The organism is Novosphingobium capsulatum NBRC 12533 (assembly GCF_001598375.1).
Classification (GTDB): Bacteria; Pseudomonadota; Alphaproteobacteria; order Sphingomonadales; family Sphingomonadaceae; genus Novosphingobium; species Novosphingobium capsulatum.
Map to the genome: position 1 here is coordinate 1 of NZ_BCYV01000038.1, position 19493 is coordinate 19493.

Sequence of the window (19493 nt, forward strand, 5' to 3'; positions counted from 1 at the left end):
CGATTACAGTCATGAAGAACCGTGTTTTCTATGCCCTGCTGGGCATTGCGCTTGCCGCTCCCGTTGCCGCTTTCGCCGGCGAACCCAACACAAACTCGCAGTCTGGCCATTATGAATGGCGTCAATCGCCAAACTATGGCCCGCGTGCGCCATCTATGAGCCCCCGTCGCGTCTGGGTGCCCGATGCTCCGCAGATGGCGAACTGCAACTGCGACATGATGAAGATGAGCGCGGCGGACTGCATGAAGGAGATGCATAGCATGGCATCGCCTTCGTCGGCTCCCTCGGCCGGCTAGGCACAGCCTCTGGCCGTGTAAGGTCGCATAGACGGCCAGGCCAGCAGTGGCGGCGGGATTGCCCCCATCCCGCCGCCACTGACATGCCTGCCAGAGTGCGCGACGCCGGCCTGATCCTCCGATCAGGAGTTTTCCATGCGATTGTTTGTTTGTCTGCCGCTGCTCGCGGCGATCCCCGGCGTTGCATTCGCTGGTCCCCTCACTTTCGACGCTGCGCTCCAGCGCGCGCGGCAGGAAGCGCCGTCGATCAAGGCCAAGGCGCTCGCCGCCGAGGCCGCTCGTTCCGCTCGTGGCGGCGCCGGATCGCTACCTGATCCGACTCTGGCCGTTGGGCTCGACAGTTTCCCGATCTCGGGGCCATTGGCGTTTGCTCCCGGGCAGGACAATTTCACGATGGCGCGGGTGGGCGTGTCCCAGGATATTCCCAACCTCGCCAAGCGCCGTGCGCAACGCGCCCGCGCTGACAGCGATATCAAGGCTGCAGATGCCGACACCGCATTTGAGGCGCGTTCGGTTGAGGTCGGCACTGCGCTTGCCTGGATCAACCTTGCCTATGCCGAGCGCCGGCTGACCGCGCTTGATGATCTTCTAGCCCGTCTGGAGCGCGTGGTGCGGACAACGCCCAGTGCCGTCGCGTCGGGCAATGCCCGGCCTGCGCAGACTCTTGCCGGCCGACAGGCTATCGCCTCATTAGAAGATCGTCGCAGCGAACTGGTCTCAAACATAGCGCGGGCACGGGCTGCTCTGACGCGATGGACGGGTGACCCGGCGCCTGAAATTGCCGGATCTATTCCCGACTTCCCTGTCGATGGGGCCGAACTGCGCGCTGGCCTGGATCGCCTTCCCACCATGGCAATGATCGACGCCCAGTCCGGTCAGGCAATGGCCGATGTGCGTATGGCCGATGCCAACCGCCGTTCCGACTTCGGGGTGAACCTTGCCTATCAACGCCGCGACCCTCGTTTTGGAGATTATGTGTCAGCCGGTGTGACGGTCAGTCTGCCCTTCTTTACCCGCAGTCGACAGAATGCGGGCATTGCGGCGGCCCAGGAGAATGCCGGACGCATCCTGGCCGAACGCGACGCGGCCCTGCGGGCGCTGGCCGCTGATCTCGAAACCGATCTTGCGGACCATATCATGCATCATGAACAGTGGCTGCGCGCGCGGGACACATTGCTGCCACTCGCCGAGCAGCGGGTGACGTTGGAGACGGCAAGCTACGGGGCAGGTCGCGCCAATCTTGTCGATATCGCGGATGCCTATGCGGCCCTTGCCGACGTCACCCTCAACACTCTCGACCGTGAAGCCCTTGTCGCTGCTGACGGTGTTCGACTGAACCTTACGTATCGGAGCGAATCGCAATGAGCCATTTCACAATCCCTCGGGGCGGCCTTTTCGGTGCCGCGGCGCTGCTCGCGGTCGCCGCTGGCGGGGTCGTTTTCACCATCTCTGAATGGAGAGGAGGATCACCCGACGCTACGGCCGCCAAACCGCCGGCACGCAAGATCCTCTATTGGTATGACCCGATGATCCCCGCTGAGCATCATGACGGTCCAGGCCTGTCGTCGATGGGAATGCAAACAATCCCGCGCTATGCGGATGAGGTGGGGGCAAGCGCGGCACAGCCGGGAATATCGATCGACCCGTCCGCCTCCCAGGCGCTCGGGATGCGAACGGTGGCTGTGCGGCGCGGCGAATTGGCGAGCAGTCTCACCGCCACCGGCACGATCGACTTCAACCAGCGCGACGTTGCGATCGTTCAGGCGCGTGCAGGCGGCTTCGTTTCCCGTGTCTATGGCCGCGCACCTGGTGATGTGATCGGTGCAGGCGCGCCGCTTGCCGATGTTCTGGTGCCGGAATGGGGCGGCGCACAGACCGAGTTTCTGGCGGTCCGCCGCACCGGCAACGCCGCTCTGATCCAGGCCGCGCGTCAACGGCTCATGCTGCTCGGCATGCCCTCCGGCACGATCGCATCGGTCGAGCAAACCGGACGACCGCATAATGTGATCACCATCTCCACGCCCACGGGCGGCGTGATCAAGACGTTGAACGTGCGGGGCGGCATGACCTTGATGGCAGGCCAGACGCTTGCCGAGGTCAACGGGCTCGGCACGGTCTGGTTGAATGCCGCCGTGCCGGAAGCGGTCGCCGGTCCCTTGAAGCCTGGACAAGCGGTGCGAGCCGCGCTTGCAGCCTTCCCCGGCGAAACCATCTCCGGGCGCGTTTCGGCGATCCTCCCCGAGACACAGGCCGACAGCCGCACACTCACCGTTCGGATCGAGCTGCCCAATCGCGGCGGGCGACTGCGTCCCGGCATGTTTGCGACCGTCTCGTTTGGCGGGAGCGCGCAGCCGGCGTTGCTGGTGCCGTCCGAAGCCCTGATCCGCACTGGCAAGCGCACGTTGGTCATGCTCGCGCTCGACAAGGGGCGCTACCGCCCTGCCGAGGTGCAAACCGGCAGGGAAGCTGGCGATGATACGGAGATTCTGGCGGGCCTGAGCGAAGGCGAAAGGATCGTCGCATCGGGCCAGTTCCTGATCGATTCCGAAGCGAGCCTCTCGGGCGTGGACGCACGGCCGATCGGAGCTGACAAGCCAAAAGGTCCTGCCAAACCTATGGCGACCGGCGCAGTCTATGAGACCGTCGGCACGATCAAACAACTCACCGCCCAGTCGGTGACGCTGAGCCATCAAGCCGTGCCGGCCATTGGCTGGCCAGCAATGACGATGACCTTTCAGCTCACCGATCCGAACGTCGCGCGCGGCTTGAAGACGGGCGACAAGGTCCGGTTCGGGTTCGATCAAGCGCCGAGTGGACCAACCGTGCGCCGCATGGCGAAGGTAATGGGCCAGTGATCGCCCATCTCATCCGCTGGTCAGTCAGAAACCGCTTCTTCGTCATGATCGGGGTGCTGACGCTGATCGGCGTGGGCGTCTGGGCGGTGCGATCGACCGCGATCGATGCGTTGCCCGATCTTTCGGACACGCAGGTGATCATCCGCACCTCCTATCCCGGGCAGGCGCCGCAGATCGTCGAGAATCAGGTGACCTATCCGCTCACCACCACGATGCTCTCTGTGCCCGGCGCAAAGACCGTCCGCGGCTATTCCTTCTTCGGCGACAGCTTTGTCTATGTGATCTTCGAGGACGGCACCGATCTCTATTGGGCGCGCAGCCGCGTGCTCGAATATCTCAACCAGGTACAAGGCCGGCTGCCGGCCAGCGCCCGCAGCGCGCTGGGGCCGGATGCGACCGGGGTGGGCTGGGTCTATGAATATGCGCTGGTCGATCGCACTGGCCGCCACGATCTCTCGCAGCTTCGCGGGCTTCAGGACTGGTTCCTGCGCTACGAGCTGAAAACGGTAACGGGGGTCGCAGAGGTCGCCAGCATTGGCGGCATGGTGAAGCAATATCAGGTGCTGCTCGATCCGGTGAAGCTCGCCGCCTACGGCGTGACCCACGCCCAGACGGTCGATGCCATTCAGAAGGCCAATCAGGAGAGCGGCGGCTCGGTACTGGAGATGGCCGAGGCCGAATATATGGTCCGTGTCTCCGGGTATCTGAAGACGCTCGACGATTTCCGCGCCATTCCCTTAAGGACCGCAGCCGGCGGTGTGCCGGTGCGACTGGGCGACGTTGCCACGATCCAGGCCGGCCCCGAGATGCGGCGCGGGATTGCCGAACTGAACGGTGAGGGCGAGGTCGCTGGCGGCGTTGTGATCCTGCGCTCGGGCAAGAATGCGCGCGAGACAATCGCGGCGGTCAAGGACAAGCTCGCAGAGCTCAAGAAGGGCCTGCCACCCGGCGTCGATGTGGTTACGGTCTATGATCGCTCGCAGCTCATCGACCGCGCCGTTGAGAATCTGACCCACAAGCTGGTCGAGGAATTCATAGTCGTTGCGATCGTCTGCGGGCTCTTCCTTTGGCATGTCCGTTCGGCGCTCGTTGCAATTCTCACGCTTCCGCTTGGTGTGCTGGCAGCCTTCGTCGTCATGCGTTTCCAGGGGGTCAATGCCAACATCATGTCGTTGGGCGGCATCGCGATCGCCATCGGCGCGATGGTCGATGCCGCGGTCGTCATGATCGAGAATGCCCATAAGAAAATCGAGCGATGGGAGGAGGATCACCCGGACGAACATCTCGAGGGGGATACCCGATGGACCGTCATCACCGAAGCGGCAGCCGAAGTTGGGCCAGCGCTGTTCTTCAGCCTTCTGATCATCACCCTGTCGTTCATTCCGGTGTTCACGCTGGAAGGACAGGAAGGACGGCTGTTCGCACCGCTCGCTTTCACCAAGACCTATGCGATGGCGTCGGCGGCGATCCTGTCGGTGACCCTGGTGCCGGTGCTCATGGGTTTGCTGATCCGGGGCAAGATTCCGCCCGAGCAGTCCAACCCGGTCAATCGCTGGCTGACGAACATCTACCGGCCCGCGCTCGACTGGACGATGCGGCGGCCAAGGACCGTACTGCTGATCGCGGCGCTCGCTTTTGCAACAACCGCCTGGCCGCTCACCCAGCTTGGCGGCGAGTTCATGCCGAAGATGGAGGAGGGTGATCTGCTCTACATGCCCTCGGCGCTGCCGGGTCTCTCGGCGGCGAAGGCGTCGGACCTGCTCCAGCAGACCGACCGCCTGATCAAGACCGTGCCCGAGGTCGAGAGCGTGTTCGGCAAGGCCGGCCGCGCCGAGACTGCCACCGATCCTGCGCCGCTTGAGATGTTCGAGACGACGATCCAGTTCAAACCTCGCGACCAATGGCGACCGGGCATGACTCCGGACAAGCTGGTCGAGGAGCTTGATCGAACGGTAAAACTGCCCGGCCTCGCCAATGTGTGGGTGCCGCCCATTCGCAACCGGATCGACATGCTGGCGACCGGCATCAAGAGCCCGATCGGGGTCAAGGTGTCGGGTGCTGACCTCGCTGAGCTCGACCGCATCGCGCACGATGTCGAGACAGTTGCGAAAACCGTGCCTGGGGTCAGTTCGGCGCTCGCAGAGCGCTTGACGGGCGGGCGCTATGTCGATGTCGATGTCGATCGGGCCGCTGCCGCCCGATTTGGGCTCAATATTACGGACGTGCAGCGGATCGTCTCTGGCGCGATCGGCGGCGAGACGATCGGCGAGACGGTCGAGGGGCTGGCACGGTATCCGATCAGCGTCCGCTATCCGCGGGAGCTACGCGACAGTCTTGACGGAATACGGATGCTGCCGGTCCTGACCCCGTCCGGACAGCAGATCACGCTCGGCACCATTGCGCGCGTCTCGATCGCTGAGGGGCCCCCGATGCTCAAGACCGAAAACGCCCGCCCATCGACCTGGGTCTATGTCGACGTGCGCGGACGCGACCTTGCGTCGGTCGTGAGTGACCTGCAGCATGCGATCGCAAGACAGGTGACGCTCTCGCCAGGGGTTAGCGTCGCCTATTCGGGACAGTTCGAATATCTCCAGCGTGCCGTTGCCAAATTGAAGCTCGTCGTGCCGGCGACGCTGCTGATCATCTTCGTGCTGCTCTACATGATCTTCGGGCGGTTCGATGAAGCAGCTTTGATCATGGGGACGTTGCCGTTCGCGCTCACCGGCGGCATCTGGATCCTCTATCTGCTCGGCTTCAACCAGTCGGTCGCCACCGGGGTAGGTTTCATCGCGCTCGCTGGCGTCTCCGCCGAATTCGGCGTCGTGATGCTGATCTACCTGAAGAACGCCTTGGAAGAGCGCACCGATCCGGATGTCGCCGAGGTCGAGACGGCAGTGCGCGAAGGCGCACTGCTCCGCGTTCGGCCCAAGGCGATGACGGTCGCCGTGATCCTCGCTGCCCTCTTGCCGATCCTGCTGGGATCGGGCGCCGGATCCGAAGTCATGAGCCGGATCGCCGCGCCGATGATAGGCGGCATGCTGACCGCGCCGCTGTTGTCGATGTTCGTCCTGCCTGCCGCCTATCTGCTGCTTCGGCGGCCGAAGATGAAGCCCAATGACCAACACGTTTCATTATAAAGGAGAAGACCATGAACTACGGACGACTGACCTTTGCCCTCGGCCTCGCGGCACTGACCGTCGCTTGCGGGAAAAAAGCCGAACCGCCCGTTGCGGTCGAGACCAACAAGGCAGAACCCGCCGCCGCTATGAGCGGCAACATGGCAAATATGGCGATGGAGCCGTCGGCTGCCACTGCAATCAAGGTGAAGGGACACGGCACGGTCACCGCGATCGACAAGTCTGCGGGCACGATCACACTCGATCATGGCGCCATCCCCGAAGCCAAATGGCCGGCAATGACAATGGCGTTCAAGGCTGCCCCGGCGATCACAGATGCAGTGAAGGTTGGCGATAAGGTCGATTTTGACCTTATGTTGACGGGCAACGCCGGCGAGGTAACGGCGATCCAAAAGCAGCCGTAAATCCGCGCTACTACGGGCGTTCTTAAATCGTAATTAACCTTGTTCGTTCACGCTTGCACTATGAAGCAAGATAGAGCTGGGCGCGAAACGCAGGTCTTGAGCGAAACAACCGGGTGGCGGCAATCATGATTGCCACCGCGTTCGGCTGCGTCGCGCTTTTGTGCGTCATTAGCTGGCCGTTTTTCGACGACTATCGAACCGCGGTGAAAATCCAGAGCGCGGGTGCTGCCGCCTTCGCGCTCTATTTTTTGATGCTCGGCTCACCCACTGCGGCGATAGCGTGCCTCATTTCATGTTCGCAGCTCGCATTTCCGCGTCAGTGCGTGATCGCTATGTGGTGACGAGGCTTTACGGCGCTAGTCTGATTTTGATGGCTTTTCTGTCGGTTGTGACCTGGCACGGTCTCCCCTCAGCTCTGGCGTTCACGGGCAGTTCGTTGGGCAGCTTCGCACGGCTCCAAACCTCGACTACGCGGATGAAAGGCCTTTTTCTCGTAGGGGCCCCATTCTGGCTCGTCCACAATATGATGGTCGGAGCTTTGTTCGCCTTGGGCACTGATTTGGTATCCTTGGTCTCGAACCTCGCGAACCTGATGAAGTTCGTTGTCCGGAATCGAAATCCTTTGTTGTCGATCTCTGTTTGGAATACGCTGATCAGCACATTCATCCCGGCACCAACGCGTTTGAAGCGGACCGGATGACAGAGTTTCGCGCGACGATGGAATGAGGGTGGCTCCTTCCGGAAGTGAGCAAAACAGCGGATGGCGCCGCGCCGCAATTCGCGATTTCAACGAGGACGCCGAAGGCGTTCCGGATGTTGTTGATCGGGATCGATCCCGGGACCGGTCGCGCTACGCGTAGCCCCTGGCCGCCGCCTGACTTGGCTGGGGCCATGCCTAGATGCCATCAGTTCCGGTCGAGGTCGAAATGAAATTGTCAGCAGAGTGGGGCCTTTGCCAGGTCTGGTGGATTCCGGAAAGGCCGCCACAGTCTTTCGCTCCCGTTGATGATGGCGGGGCTTAGGGGTGCGGCAGGGAGCACTGGAGTAGGCTGGAAAGGCGCTTTCTCCGGAGCTGCAGGCACCGCCTGCTCCGCCTGCCCGGGTGGCATCTGTTGCGACCGAAATGGCAGCCCGCAAGGAATTGCTCGTGAGATACGAGGGAGATAGCGAAGCGTAAATTCGTCGGACGAACCTTCGACGACCTTCTTCTATCGCCAACGTAGCCGTTTTGCGCGGCCAGCTGGACGTAAAGCGCTTGTCCTCAGGGGTTAAGGCCTGGTTCCAGACTACGTTTCATAAACACGAAAGTCGTGCCCTGGATCGTTACGTACGAGTAAGCCCGGCCTTCAGACACCTTGCCCGAAAAACTTCGGCTGCGAACACTACGTATACCGAGCTTGGACCCGGGACCATAGTCCTGTGGGCGAAGAAACAAAATCTTCCCCTCGAGAAATCGAGCAGCAGTTCTCAACGCTCACTCAAGGAGTCAAGATGATGATGAAGAAGTCCATCATGGTGGCGCTGGCCGGAATCTCGATGCTCGGCGTCTCTCCGCTATTCGCGCAAGGTATCGGCCACACCTGGTTCATGCGCGGTTCGATCGTCGACACGGGCAGCAACGGCACGGTCGTCTGCATCGGAAAGGCCGATGGCGCCGAGGTCGGCCAGAAGCTCGAGGTCTATCGCGTCGTGACCCATCCGGGTCCGTCCAAAGGCGTGGCGCCGACTTATCACCGCCAGCTCATCGGCCATGTGACGATCGATCATATCTTCGATGATCACTTCGCGCACGTGTCCGTCGCCGACGGTACGCCTGCCAAGCACGACATCGTCGAGCTTCGCAAGAACTGACGAGCCGGTGGCCCGCCGGCACAAGCTGCCCGGATGCGAGACGTCGGGGCAGCGGGCTGCCGGCGGCAACGGACCGTTCGGGGTCAAAGCGAACCGCTTGACCCTGGACACAACCGGCATGATGATCGAGCGGATGACATGGGCAATTTCAAGATCGGCGAACTGGCCGCCGCTGCGGGCGTGGGCCGCGACACGATCCGCTATTATGAGCGGATGGGTTTGCTGCGCGAACCCGCGCGCACGGCAGCGGGCTACAGGCTCTACGACGCGACCGACCTCGAACGCGTCAATTTCATCCGCTCGGCGCAGGAGCTTGGTTTCACACTCGAACAGGCCCGGCAGCTGCTGGCGCTCAGGGCGTCGGACACCGCGCATGCCCAGGCCGTGCTCGATATCACGCTTGCCAAGATCGCGGACGCCGAAGCCCGGCTCGAGCGCCTGTCGGATATCCGCGACATGCTGCGGATGCTCGCCGACGAATGCCCGGGCGAAGTGCCCGTCTCCGATTGCCCGATCCTCGCCTTCCTGACGGCGCGGCGGAAAGACCAACAGCATAACAAGAAACATCAGGCAGCGCAGGACGAACGATCATCACTAGCGAAAGGGCTTTTGTCATGAAGAAAATGCGTTTGATCGCCGTCCTCACGCCGGCGCTGCTTCTAGGCGCCTGTGTAACCACGCGGCCGACCTCGGCGCAGGTCGAGAGTTGCCGGGCGATGGAGGGCAATATGGGTCTCCAGACGCCGCATGATCATGGCGAGATGAAGGGGCAGGGGCGCAACCCGATGAACCTCTCGCACGACCGGTGCCTTCAGATCCTGCGCAGCGCGCAATGAGCCGGTCCGGGCGCCATCCCCGGCGCCCGGGACCACAGTTTTTAAGCCAAGGAGCAAGCTATGATCGACCATGCGAAAAAAGCCCTTCCGCTTGTCGGCGGAAGCCTGTTGCTGGCGTTCGCGCTTTCGGGCTGCGACCGCCAGGCCGACCAGACGGTGCCGCCCGCGGCGAACAGCGTCGCCGCCACCCCGGTCCTGACCGACAGCGGCAACGCTGCAGACGCGGCGTCGATGGACGCGATGAGCAACCAGGCCGAGATGGAGCGGCATCACCGTCAGGCGATGGACCATGACGCGATGCGCGCCGGGGCCGGCAACCAGACCGCGCCGGCACCCGATCCCGCGCCGGGCAATTCGGCGATGCCGATGAAGGATATGTAAGCGCGCTGAAAAAGGGGATGAGGATGTCCAGGCGGATCAGCCTTCGACGCTTGAGCCTCGGCTGCGCAATCGCTCTCAGCCTGTCCGCGGGCGCGGGCGCGCAGGAGGGCGAGGATCATGCCGCGCATCATGGCGCAGGCATGCCGGCCGGCGGGGGCATGTCCGCACCGGCATCGTCGGGGTCGTCGGACATGGCGAAGATGATGAACCCCATGATGGATCGCATGATCAATGGGGAAGGGGAGAATGAGCACGGCCACGAATCGCGCCGGACCGGCTTCATCTCGCAACTGCTCGCCTTTCCCGCGCTCGACGAAGCGGCAAGGCAGCGGGTCGCTGCGCAGGCTGGCGAACGGGTAAGCACGGGTCTGGCGATGATCAACGCCGCCTCGGCCGACGGCGCGCGTGCAACCACGGTCTCGGCCCGGCTCGATGCGGCGCGCCGCCTGCGCGAGGGAACCGACCTGTTCCGGTCCGGCACCGCCGCGCAGGGCGCGATCGGCGGCTTGCAGCCGCCCCGGGAGGTCGGGCTTGCCTGGCTGCGCGATCAGCTCGACATCGACCAGGCCGCGCCCGGCCATGCCGACCACTGGTTCGGCATCTCGCCCTCACACCTCCTTCTCATGCTCTTCCTGGGGCTGGTGAGCGCCACGCTGATCGCGCTGCAGATCTTCCGCCTCCGGCGGATCGGGGCGATCGCCGGCGGTGTCGCCACCGCCAAGACCTCGGAAAAGCCGGAGCCGAAGGCTGTCCCGCCCGCTGCGAAGCTCGCGCCCGCACCTGCCCCCGTTGCCGGCAGCGCCGGGCTCGCCTCGAGCAATGCGGCCGCGCCCGCGGGAGCTTCGCTGCGCAAGCCCAAAAGCTGGGCGGGGCAGCTGCGCGTGGTCCAGATCGTGCGAGAGACGCCGAGCGTGCTGACCTTCCGGCTCGCGGACCCGGCCGCCGACCGGCTGCCGTTCGACTTCCTGCCGGGCCAGTTCCTGCAGGTCGAGGTAGAGCCCGAAGCGGGCAAGACCGCGCGCCGTTCCTACACGATCGCCTCTTCGCCGACCCAGCGGGCCTATGTCGAACTGACGGTCAAGCGCGAGGAGCAGGGCGTGGTCTCGCGATACCTGCACGACAAGGTCGTCGCCGACGATCTGCTGAAGGTCAGCGGACCGTTCGGCGCCTTCACCTTCACGGGAACGGATGCCCAGAGCATCGTGCTGATCGCGGGCGGGGTCGGCATCACCCCGATGATGTCGGTGCTGCGCTATCTCACCGACACCGCGTGGAAGGGTGATATCTTCTTCTTCTACGGCGCACGGTCGACCGAGGAATTCGTGTTCCGCGACGAGCTCGAACGGCTCGAACGCCGTTTTCCCAACCTCCATGTCGTCGCCGCGATGCAGCGCGCGCCCGGCACCGTCTGGATGGGCCCCGAAGGGCCGATCACCCGCGAGATGATCCTGGCCGCGGTGCCGGAGATCGCGAGCCGGCGGATCCATATGTGCGGCCCGCCGGCGATGATGGGCGCGATGCGCGGCGTGCTGGCGGAACTCGGCGTCCCCGAAGCGCAGCTGCACACCGAGGCGTTCGGTCCGGCCTCGCTGCCGGCCGACCACGAGGATCTCGAGGTCAAGCCCGCGCCCGCGCCAGCAGCTAAGCCGGCCCCGAGCGCCGAGGTGGCACCGAGCACGGTGACCTTCTCCGTGTCGGGGGTGTCGGCGGCTTTGCCCGCGGACGAGACCGTGCTCGAGGCGGCCGAGGGCGCGGGCGTCGAGATCCCCTATGCCTGCCGTGCGGGCACATGCGGCGCCTGCGTCGTCAAGCTGCTGCAGGGCGAGGTGACGATGGAGGTCGAGTCCGGCCTCGCGCCCGCCGACAAGGCGCAGGGCTATGTGCTCGCGTGCCAGGCGAAGGGCACGGGCACGCCGCTCGTGGTCGAAGCCTGATGCGCGAACGCAGCGACATCGCCGTCGGCCTGCTGGTCGCGTTCCTGCTGCTGTTCCCGTTCGGCTACCTCGTGCATGTGTCACCGCGCTTTCCGGGCAGCCTGGCCGGCGGGATCATCGGGATCGCAGCGCTCGTGCTGATGCTGCTGACGCTTCCCTATGTCGCGGCCAAGCATATCGCCTGGGTCGACAAGGCGCTCTCCCGGCTCGTCAGCAAGCCGACCCTGCTCGCCATCCACATCTATGCCGGCGTGCTGGCGCCGATCCTGGGTCTGGTCCACGCCGCGCACAAGCTCGAAAGCCCGGTCGGACTGCTTCTGACCATCCTTCTGCTGATGACGGTCATCACCGGCTTCATCGGCCGCTACCTGCTTGCCCAGCTTGGTCGGGCGCTGCGCGGACGCAGGTCGGAACTGGCTTCGCTTCGCGCCGCCTTCCTCGAGGAGCCGGCCGCGCCGACGCAGGCCGATACCGCAGCCGCGCCGCTGTCGGGCTGGAGGCGCTATCTGTTCGTCGCCGGGGATGCGCCCGCGGGCCAGCACCCCCAGGACAAGGCGGGGATCGCCGCGGCGCTGGCCGATACCGAATTCGCGATCCGCGCCGAAGAGGCGACCAACACCCTGTTCGCGCGATGGCGGTTCCTGCACATCCTGCTGGGCTGTCTCATCTTCGCGCTGCTCGCGCTCCACGTCGGCGCGGCGATCTATTACGGGCTGCGCTGGCTATGAGCTGGCAGCGTCTTTCCTACGCCGTCTTCATCGCGGCCCTGCTGGTTATGGTCGCCGCGGTCGCGATCCGGATGCGATCGGACGCGCCGAGGGATGCCGGCCTGGTGGCGCAGCTCGTAGCGCCCGGCCCGCTCTCGAGCGCCCACCAGTCCTTCGCCGGCCAATGCACGGCCTGCCACACGCCGGGCAAGGGCGTCGAAACCCGGACCTGTCTCACCTGCCATGCGGGCACGGATTTCGGGACGAAGCAGTCGACGCAGTTCCACGCGAAAGCGACGCAGTGCACCTCCTGCCACGTCGAACATGAGGGAGAGCGCGGCATCATCCGCATGGATCACGCCGCCTTGCTCGACATGGCAAAGTGGCGGCAGCCTTTGGCGGGCATGTCGACAAACACTCGAAGCCTGACCCCCGAGACCGCGCTCAATTGCGCGAGCTGCCATGCGTTCCGCGATCCGCACCAGGGCCTGTTCGGCACCGACTGCGCGAGCTGTCACAAGACCGACAGCTGGAAGATCGCCAATTACCGCCATCCATCGGTCAATTCGACGCAGTGCGCCGAGTGCCACAAGGCGCCGCCCAGTCACTTCATGGAGCATTTCAGCATGGTCTCGCAGCGCGCAGCCGGGTCGAAGGCGCGCGTCGACCAATGCTATGCCTGTCACGCTACCGACAGCTTCAACAATATCCGCAAGCGAGGCTGGTATGATCACCATTGAGGCCGACTGGCTGAGCGCCTTCTTCCGGCTCGCGGTGATCGGCCTGGAACTGGCGGGCACGCTGACCATCCTGGTCGGCGCGGGGCTCGCAACCTTTCTGTTTGCGCGGCGGGCGAGGGCGGGCGACCGAACCGAGGCCTATAGCGCGTTCCGATCGGCGCTCGGCCGCAGCATCCTGCTCGGTTTGGAATTTCTGGTCGCCGGCGACATCGTCAAGTCGCTGGTGATCAACCCGACGCTCGACGATCTCATCGTGCTGGCCGGGCTTGTGCTGGTGCGGACCTTCCTGAGCATCTCGCTTGGGGTCGAGATCAACGGCCACTGGCCTTGGGAGGAAACCCGGATGGCGCGGGAGAAGGCGCGTGCTGCGGCGTTGGATGGGTCGCCTATGACGGCTGAGGCCGCCGGACGCGGCGCAGCGCTCAAGGGATAGCAGATGGGAGGTGCATGATGATCGAGAGACGCGAATTGCTGATGGCCGGCGCCGGCCTTGCCGCCGCTGGAACGCTGGCTGGGCCGGCGGCGGCGCAGCAGCATCGAATGGAAGGGATGGCGATGTCGATGACGGACTGCATCGACGATTGCGTGGCTTCGCACCGCATGTGCCTGGAGACCGCCGCCTGGCTGACGAAGCAAGGCGGCGCGTCAGCCACGGCGTCGCTGATCGCCATGCTGAACGACTGTGCGGAACTGTGCCAGGCGACCGCCAACTCGATGCTGCGCGAATCCTCCCTCCATACCATCCTGTGTCGCGCCTGCGCTGACGGCTGCGAACGATGTGCGCGGGAATGCCTGAGCCACGTCGTGGGCGAGCGGATCAAGCGTTGCTCGGCTACCTGCAAGGATTGCGCCGCCAGCTGTCGGATGATGGCGGACATGGCCAGCTGAGTGTCCTAGAACGCGCCCAGGCGTATTGGGGTCAAGCAGCTCCGGCACGATTGAAGCGATCCGTCGGCTCCACAATGTGGGACCGCTGCGAAGCTGGGTCGTACGGGCGCGAAAGCGGGACTGGTTAGGTATCGGCGGTAGCGCTTTTAGACTAGCCAGGCAGCGATCGCGCCAACCACCGACTTGGTTTCGGCAACGTCGCGGACTCGAACGGTATCCAGCCCGAGGTGCTTGGCCGGATAATCATTTCCGCCCGGGAAGATCGCGTCACCGAAGAAGATCATCTCGTCGAGCGCGACGCCGGTCTGCTCGGAAAGGCGCTTAAGGCCATAGGCCTTGTCTATCCCTTCGCGCGTGATGTCGATCGATGTCGCCCCGCCGATATTGATGGCAAAGCCTGGCAGCAACGGCTGGAGCAGGGCCTGCAATTTCTTGCGCTTGGCGTGATCGGGATCCCACGTGTCCTTGGCCTCGAGCGGCGCCTCCTGACCGAGCGCGGAGAATGTGATCTGGCTGCCGCGATCCTCGATCTGCTCGCCCCAGATGTTCTCGTTTGGATAGCCCGCCTGCTCGACCGCCTTGGTCAGTGCTTCGCGGATGCGCTGGCTTTCGTCGCCGGTGAACAGATCGGCATAGATACGCGTCCATTGGCCGTCGGCGTGACGATAGAGCTTGGTGCCCGTGGTCGGCTGGATGATGAAATTGTCGAGCCGCGCCCGGGCGGGCATGCGCGACACCACCTGTTTCTCGAATTGCGGCCAGTCGCCTCCGGAGATGATCGCTACCATCGTCACGTCGAGCAGGCGGGTAAGCAGATCCGCCATTTCATCGTCGAGCGGCTGCTTGCTGAGCGCGAGCGTTCCGTCGAGGTCGAAAGCGGCCAGTCGCTTCATGATGATCCTCCCACAAGCGGCAGCAGAAATGCGTCGATGGCAGCGGCGATGCCATCTTTGTCGTTGCTGGTTGAAATGTAATGCGCTGCGCTACGGATCTCCTCAGGCGCCTTGCCCATGGCGTTCGTTAGTGCAAAAGGGGGAGCGACTTGAGGAAAAAGTTGGGTGAAACCCGTAACGATCATTTCAAGACAAACGATACGTAGCATCGTAGGAATCGCCCAGGTTTCAGCTATGCTGAGCGGCATCTTATTCTGATATCGAACGACGAATTCGACAGCCGAGGACAGTGAGACTTGCAGGTGAGACGCCAGAAGCAGAGACTGCGCGACTTGATGGGCACGTGGTCGCCTGAGGCCGTCTTCAGCAAGACCGGGAAGTTTCGCGTAGAAAGCCTTCGGAAGACCCTCACCAATTTGCAGGATCGCGCGCTGGATCTGATAGTCGTTGTCGAGTAGCCATTCGGCTGCGGCGCTGCCGCGCTGGTCGGCTTGCGTGGCTGCCTGGCGGGCTCGAGCCAGCCAGTCTTTCATGGCGTCGAGATGCGCCCAGATGGGAAGAGGCGCTGAGCGACCGATCAATCCTGTCAGCTGATGGCGTGTGGCGGTCTCGTCGGCCGCCCCCGAAATAGGGTCGGTCCCCTCAATATCGGCCATGATCAGGCTTGGGCGGCGAGGGGTAGCCGGAGGCAATTATGCCCTACGGCGATCTGCGCTTTTCCCGAGCGGATTGTCGCAGGCGTTACGAGCATTGGTACATTGCAATGCGTCATCAGGTAGGAGGCGACCGTTCCATAGGGTACGTCGGAAACATGCCGATGGCTGTGGCCGCGCGCGGACAGGACGGCAATATCAGCCCTCTCGCGCTGAATAAGATCGCACAGCACCTCGCGTACATCCTCGCCACGGATCGAAATCGTACGCATTCGTAGACCGGACGCCGAGAGGTTGGATTTCGTTCGATCCAGGTAGCTGCGTGCTGCTTGCTCATTTCGCTCTATAAGGGCTTGTTGAAGCTTCTTGTCCTCGACTTCCAGGGGCCGTGCCTCGATCATCTCGGGCGTAGGGACGACATGGACGAGCAGGAGTTCCGCTTCCGAGGCCTTCGCAAGACGCACAGCTAGGGGCAGCACGCTCTCAGCCCAACGAGAGCCGTCAAGCGGCACCACAACCCTTCTGTAGGGCGCTGCCGGAAGCGGGGCCTCTACCGGTACGAGCAGGACCGGGGCTGGCGTCTGCATGAGCACCTTGTGCACGGTTGCCCCCATGCCCGGGCGACCGGCCTCTTGCCTGCCTCGTCTTCCCAGTACGACCATGCCGTCGTCGCACTCTCGGACAAAGCGGCAAATTTCCTCCGCGGTTTGGCCTTCGGCCAATTCGATGGAGGTTTTGGTTGGAGGTGCGCTGGTCGCGGCGGCGCATCGATCGAGGGCGCGCAGGGCTTCGCGCCGCCGGAGGTTACATTCAATCGGGTCTGGACGAGAGCGCGTCGAGCCCTCGCCGTCAAGTACTTGTAGCAGGGTAATAGGGACGTCGAGCGTTGTCGCGAGCGCACGAGCGTGTGAGTAGATCCACGCATCATGATCGGAGCAATCGATACAGGCGACAATCCCGGACTGCGGTCGGGGGGACGCCTGCGCCAGAGCTGGAAATGCTGAAGCGGCTGATATCAAATGCTCCTCTTGCCTTGGATCTCCATCGAATTCGTGGCGGCTAGGACAGCGGGAACAACCGGCATTTCGGCCTGGCGTCCCCTCCACGACTCGAACCTGCTCTGACCCTATCTGGGGGGAACGACCCGCGAAATTGTGATATATACGAATGGCGATCGGTCGGTTGACTGGGGCGCAAGAGCATCAGAACCGAAAACCGGTCGCTTGCGATTAGTACATCGGGCGGGCCTATATGCCTCCGCCTCGCCACCCGGCTTGAGCGTCCAAACCAACATGTCGGGATAGAATGAAGGTCACCGGGCCACCTTTTCCTCGTCCGGAAGCGAACTCGTCGCCCCCGTTACCGCTCATGTGGTTGCTCGCTTGCACTGCGCATGAGACGATCACCGTCATCCCAAGTTCTGCGCCGGCTGCCTTGTCCTGGGCGATCTGCGATCAGATGCCATCGCAGGCGTCCCTTCTGTCTAGCGACAAATACGCATTACCACCGGCAGATGGTCTGCATAGTCTGCCAAGGGCAACCAACGAAGCTCTCAGCGGAGTGAGTGTGGATCGGAAGGGAACAGTATGACGATCGCGCTTAACGGGTTATATCGATGCCGGCCGCTCACTTTCACACGGTGGTCGTGTTCCATCTGGGCGATTTTCGCCGCGCTCACTGTGCCAACGCTACCTTCGCCGGCCAGGGTCGTTCCCGCAGGGGAAGATACCTCGACCACCAAGCTCGCGGGTGTCTGGTCATTTGATGGCCGATCCGGCTGTAAGTCGGGGATGGCCTGGGTTCTTAATCGCAACGGATCTTACAGCGAAATCCGATTGCCTGACCAGACGCCGCTTGGCGGAGGAAAGTGGTATGAACGCGGCGATACCATCTTTTACTCATTGCCGCGAGTACTGACAGCGGCCGCGGGACGGCCCGACAAGCGTATGGTCATTATAGAGCGCGGCCCGCGGCGCCTGGTGGCCGTGACTAACCGCAGGGTTCGTCATGTGATGCACAAGTGTCCGGGATGATCGAATGCCTTCGATCGAGATGTGCGAAACGTTCTGGCCCAAGCCCGAAAAGGGAACAAAAACGAGAGTGGAGTTCGAAGTCATACGTCGAGCATTGCCCCCTTATTGGCATATGCGGGATTTCGATTCTTGAGTTGTTCCCACTACGTCACGGAAAACTGACCCATCATGCCTTCGTCCTCGTGCTCCAGGATATGGCAATGGAACAGGAAGGGCGCTTTTGAAGCAGGCTGGTCGAAACGGATTAATAACTCGACCGGTTCGTCCACGACGATGGTGTCACGTGGCCCCTGATCAAGAAGATCTGGTTCCTCGCCATCGCGACGTAGCACGTCGAAGTGCACTCCATGAATGTGGAAGGGATGGGCCATTTTCTGCCCGGAGACTTTCCATATCTCGACGGCGCCAAGCTCGACTTCCTCATCGATGCGATCAATATCGAATCGCCTGTGGTTGATCGTTAGCGGCTCTTCGTCGCTATCCATCATACCTCCCAGCCTCATGTTGAGCACCAGACGTCGCCGTGCGACGACCGTCGCCGGATCTGGCACCGCGCGGGACGCCAGGAGGAGCGGAAGCGTGGTCCTACCTCGCTTACTCGATGCCAAGCGCGGTGAAAATGTGAGGACAGTTTCATCCCCTGCGTTGTTTTCGCTAGCCTCGTGCCGATGCATCATGCCCATGCCATGCATCCTGAGGGTGCTTTGGTCCGGAGCCGATACCAACGAGACCGGTTTGCCATCGCTGAAGTCCACCAAGATCTCAGCCCGCTGACCGGAGGCCAGAGTGAGGGACTGCAATTCAACGGACTTTTCCAAAAGGCCGCCCTCGGTGCCGATCCAATAAAAGGCTCGTCCGTCGCTGAACGAAAGATCGTAAGTCCGGGCATTCGAACCATTTACGAGCCGCAGCCGCACTAAGCTTCTGGGAACGTCTGCTCGCGGGTTGTACGCGCCGTTTACGAGAATAACGTTGCCCCGCCTCCCGTCCAGCGCCACCATCATGCCCGCCGGTAACACCAGACGGCCATCCACGAACTGCCGATCCTGGATCAAGATTGGTAGATCGTCGACGCCGTAATCCGAAGGCAAACCGAGACCTTGCTCTTCCTCGTCGGTGACGAAGAGCAATCCCGCTAGGCCTGCATAGACCTGCTCCGCCGTTCGGCCGTGTGCATGCGAATGATAAAAGAGAGTGGCCGCCGGCTGACGGATCGGCAGCGTCGGACGCCAAGTCTCGCCTGGACTAATGGTCTGGTGGGGGCTGCCGTCCAGGTCTCCCGGTACGAGCAGCCCGTGCCAGTGAACCGTGGTATCAGCAGACAGATTGTTGCTGACAGTCACCGTCACGTCGTCCCCGCGATGTACCCGCAGAGTCGGGCCGAGATAGCTGCCGTTGTATCCCATGGTGGCGCTCCGCCGCCCTGGGAAGAAAGTGGTTTCCCCTTCCTGCGCCCTCAGTCCAATTCTCTGCCCATGGTCGCGTGCATCTAACAGGCGAGGAATGGGCAGCGTGCCTGCTTGGTCCGGCGTCGCAAATCTGCGCGTGCATGCCGCCCCCAGCAGGAGGCCTCCGCCCGCCAAGACAGTTCGCCGGCTCAGAAAAGTCATTTCGAAGCCCCTCCTGAGCAATCGTGAAACTGACGCAAACGCGCTTTTCTCGATCCCGATGAGATCCACCGAGGCGAAGCGCCGCTCTTCCCTTAAAGGGCGCGCGGGAGGGCAATATCCGTAATACCCGAACCGATCGCTTTTGTGCCCGCCCCCTCTGGGAAGAAAAAATTGCCCTTCTAAGCTGGTTGCGGCCCTCGCCAGTTGATCAATAATCAGCCAGGCGAGCGTTCAATCACTGCGACACCGATCCCAGCGAGCGTCTATTCCGACAA

Annotated in this window: 20 protein-coding genes; 16 read left to right on the forward strand and 4 right to left on the reverse strand. The window is 63.1% G+C overall.

Annotated features, from left to right (window positions below; genetic code table 11):
• From SCA01S_RS22745 to SCA01S_RS20990, 16 genes are all read left to right on the forward strand, one after another.
• A partial coding sequence (locus tag SCA01S_RS22745) for a hypothetical protein (protein ID WP_369405421.1) occupies positions 1-296 on the forward strand: 296 nt, incomplete at its 5' end.
• Between the two features lie 135 nt (positions 297-431).
• Positions 432-1661, forward strand: a complete 1230-nt coding sequence (locus SCA01S_RS20925) for a TolC family protein (RefSeq protein ID WP_017502287.1) — start codon at positions 432-434, stop codon at positions 1659-1661.
• Positions 1658-3151 (forward strand): efflux RND transporter periplasmic adaptor subunit, encoded by a 1494-nt coding sequence (locus tag SCA01S_RS20930; protein WP_062788717.1) that lies wholly within the window; start codon positions 1658-1660, stop codon positions 3149-3151. The genes SCA01S_RS20925 and SCA01S_RS20930 overlap by 4 nt, the downstream gene beginning before the upstream one ends.
• Positions 3148-6288 (forward strand): efflux RND transporter permease subunit, encoded by a 3141-nt coding sequence (locus tag SCA01S_RS20935; protein ID WP_017502289.1) that lies wholly within the window; start codon positions 3148-3150, stop codon positions 6286-6288. Before SCA01S_RS20930 ends, SCA01S_RS20935 begins: the two co-directional genes overlap by 4 nt.
• 11 nt (positions 6289-6299) lie before the next feature.
• Entirely contained in the window at positions 6300-6692 is a 393-nt protein-coding gene (locus SCA01S_RS20940; protein WP_017502290.1) for a copper-binding protein, read from the forward strand.
• A 125-nt stretch (positions 6693-6817) separates the two neighbouring features.
• Positions 6818-7033 carry a YgjV family protein gene (locus SCA01S_RS22980; protein WP_017502291.1) on the forward strand — a complete coding sequence of 72 codons (216 nt, stop codon included), beginning with the start codon at positions 6818-6820 and terminating at the stop codon, positions 7031-7033.
• Positions 6985-7392: a YgjV family protein gene (locus tag SCA01S_RS23065; RefSeq protein WP_009824019.1), complete on the forward strand. Its 408-nt coding sequence runs from the start codon at positions 6985-6987 to the stop codon at positions 7390-7392. Before SCA01S_RS22980 ends, SCA01S_RS23065 begins: the two co-directional genes overlap by 49 nt.
• A 791-nt stretch (positions 7393-8183) precedes the next feature.
• A complete protein-coding gene (locus SCA01S_RS20950) occupies positions 8184-8543 on the forward strand; it encodes a hypothetical protein (RefSeq protein ID WP_439646874.1) in 360 nt (119 codons plus the stop codon).
• Between the two features lie 138 nt (positions 8544-8681).
• A complete protein-coding gene (locus tag SCA01S_RS20955) occupies positions 8682-9161 on the forward strand; it encodes a heavy metal-responsive transcriptional regulator (protein ID WP_004213016.1) in 480 nt (159 codons plus the stop codon).
• 5 nt (positions 9162-9166) lie between these two features.
• On the forward strand, positions 9167-9379 hold the full coding sequence (locus SCA01S_RS20960) for a hypothetical protein (RefSeq protein WP_233203746.1): 213 nt from the start codon (positions 9167-9169) through the stop codon (positions 9377-9379).
• 60 nt (positions 9380-9439) lie between these two features.
• Positions 9440-9760, forward strand: a complete 321-nt coding sequence (locus SCA01S_RS20965) for a hypothetical protein (protein ID WP_062788719.1) — start codon at positions 9440-9442, stop codon at positions 9758-9760.
• Positions 9761-9783: 23 nt separating this feature from the next.
• A complete protein-coding gene (locus SCA01S_RS20970; RefSeq protein WP_009824016.1) occupies positions 9784-11694 on the forward strand; it encodes a 2Fe-2S iron-sulfur cluster-binding protein in 1911 nt (636 codons plus the stop codon).
• A complete protein-coding gene (locus SCA01S_RS20975) occupies positions 11694-12422 on the forward strand; it encodes a hypothetical protein (RefSeq protein WP_017503491.1) in 729 nt (242 codons plus the stop codon). Before SCA01S_RS20970 ends, SCA01S_RS20975 begins: the two co-directional genes overlap by 1 nt.
• On the forward strand, positions 12419-13141 hold the full coding sequence (locus SCA01S_RS20980) for a hypothetical protein (RefSeq protein ID WP_004212662.1): 723 nt from the start codon (positions 12419-12421) through the stop codon (positions 13139-13141). The genes SCA01S_RS20975 and SCA01S_RS20980 overlap by 4 nt, the downstream gene beginning before the upstream one ends.
• Entirely contained in the window at positions 13128-13574 is a 447-nt protein-coding gene (locus SCA01S_RS20985; RefSeq protein WP_044663289.1) for a DUF1622 domain-containing protein, read from the forward strand. The genes SCA01S_RS20980 and SCA01S_RS20985 overlap by 14 nt, the downstream gene beginning before the upstream one ends.
• Before the next feature lie 14 nt (positions 13575-13588).
• The gene (locus tag SCA01S_RS20990) at positions 13589-14029 is read left to right on the forward strand and encodes a four-helix bundle copper-binding protein (RefSeq protein WP_062788721.1); all 441 of its coding nucleotides are present in this window, start codon (positions 13589-13591) and stop codon (positions 14027-14029) included.
• Between the two features lie 146 nt (positions 14030-14175).
• Here the strand turns inward: SCA01S_RS20990 and SCA01S_RS20995 are convergent, their stop codons facing one another.
• The 4 genes from SCA01S_RS20995 to SCA01S_RS21005 all read right to left on the reverse strand — a co-directional run bounded on the left by SCA01S_RS20995 (position 14176) and on the right by SCA01S_RS21005 (position 19218).
• Positions 14176-14922 carry an HAD-IIB family hydrolase gene (locus SCA01S_RS20995; RefSeq protein ID WP_062788722.1) on the reverse strand — a complete coding sequence of 249 codons (747 nt, stop codon included), beginning with the start codon at positions 14920-14922 and terminating at the stop codon, positions 14176-14178.
• Positions 14919-15578, reverse strand: a complete 660-nt coding sequence (locus tag SCA01S_RS22750; RefSeq protein WP_062788724.1) for a hypothetical protein — start codon at positions 15576-15578, stop codon at positions 14919-14921. The genes SCA01S_RS20995 and SCA01S_RS22750 overlap by 4 nt, the downstream gene beginning before the upstream one ends.
• Before the next feature lie 2 nt (positions 15579-15580).
• Complete coding sequence (locus tag SCA01S_RS22985; RefSeq protein WP_093067922.1) at positions 15581-16681, reverse strand: universal stress protein; 1101 nt, start codon at positions 16679-16681, stop codon at positions 15581-15583.
• Between the two features lie 1070 nt (positions 16682-17751).
• The gene (locus SCA01S_RS21005; RefSeq protein ID WP_062788726.1) at positions 17752-19218 is read right to left on the reverse strand and encodes a multicopper oxidase family protein; all 1467 of its coding nucleotides are present in this window, start codon (positions 19216-19218) and stop codon (positions 17752-17754) included.
• Between the last annotated feature and the right edge of the window lie 275 nt (positions 19219-19493).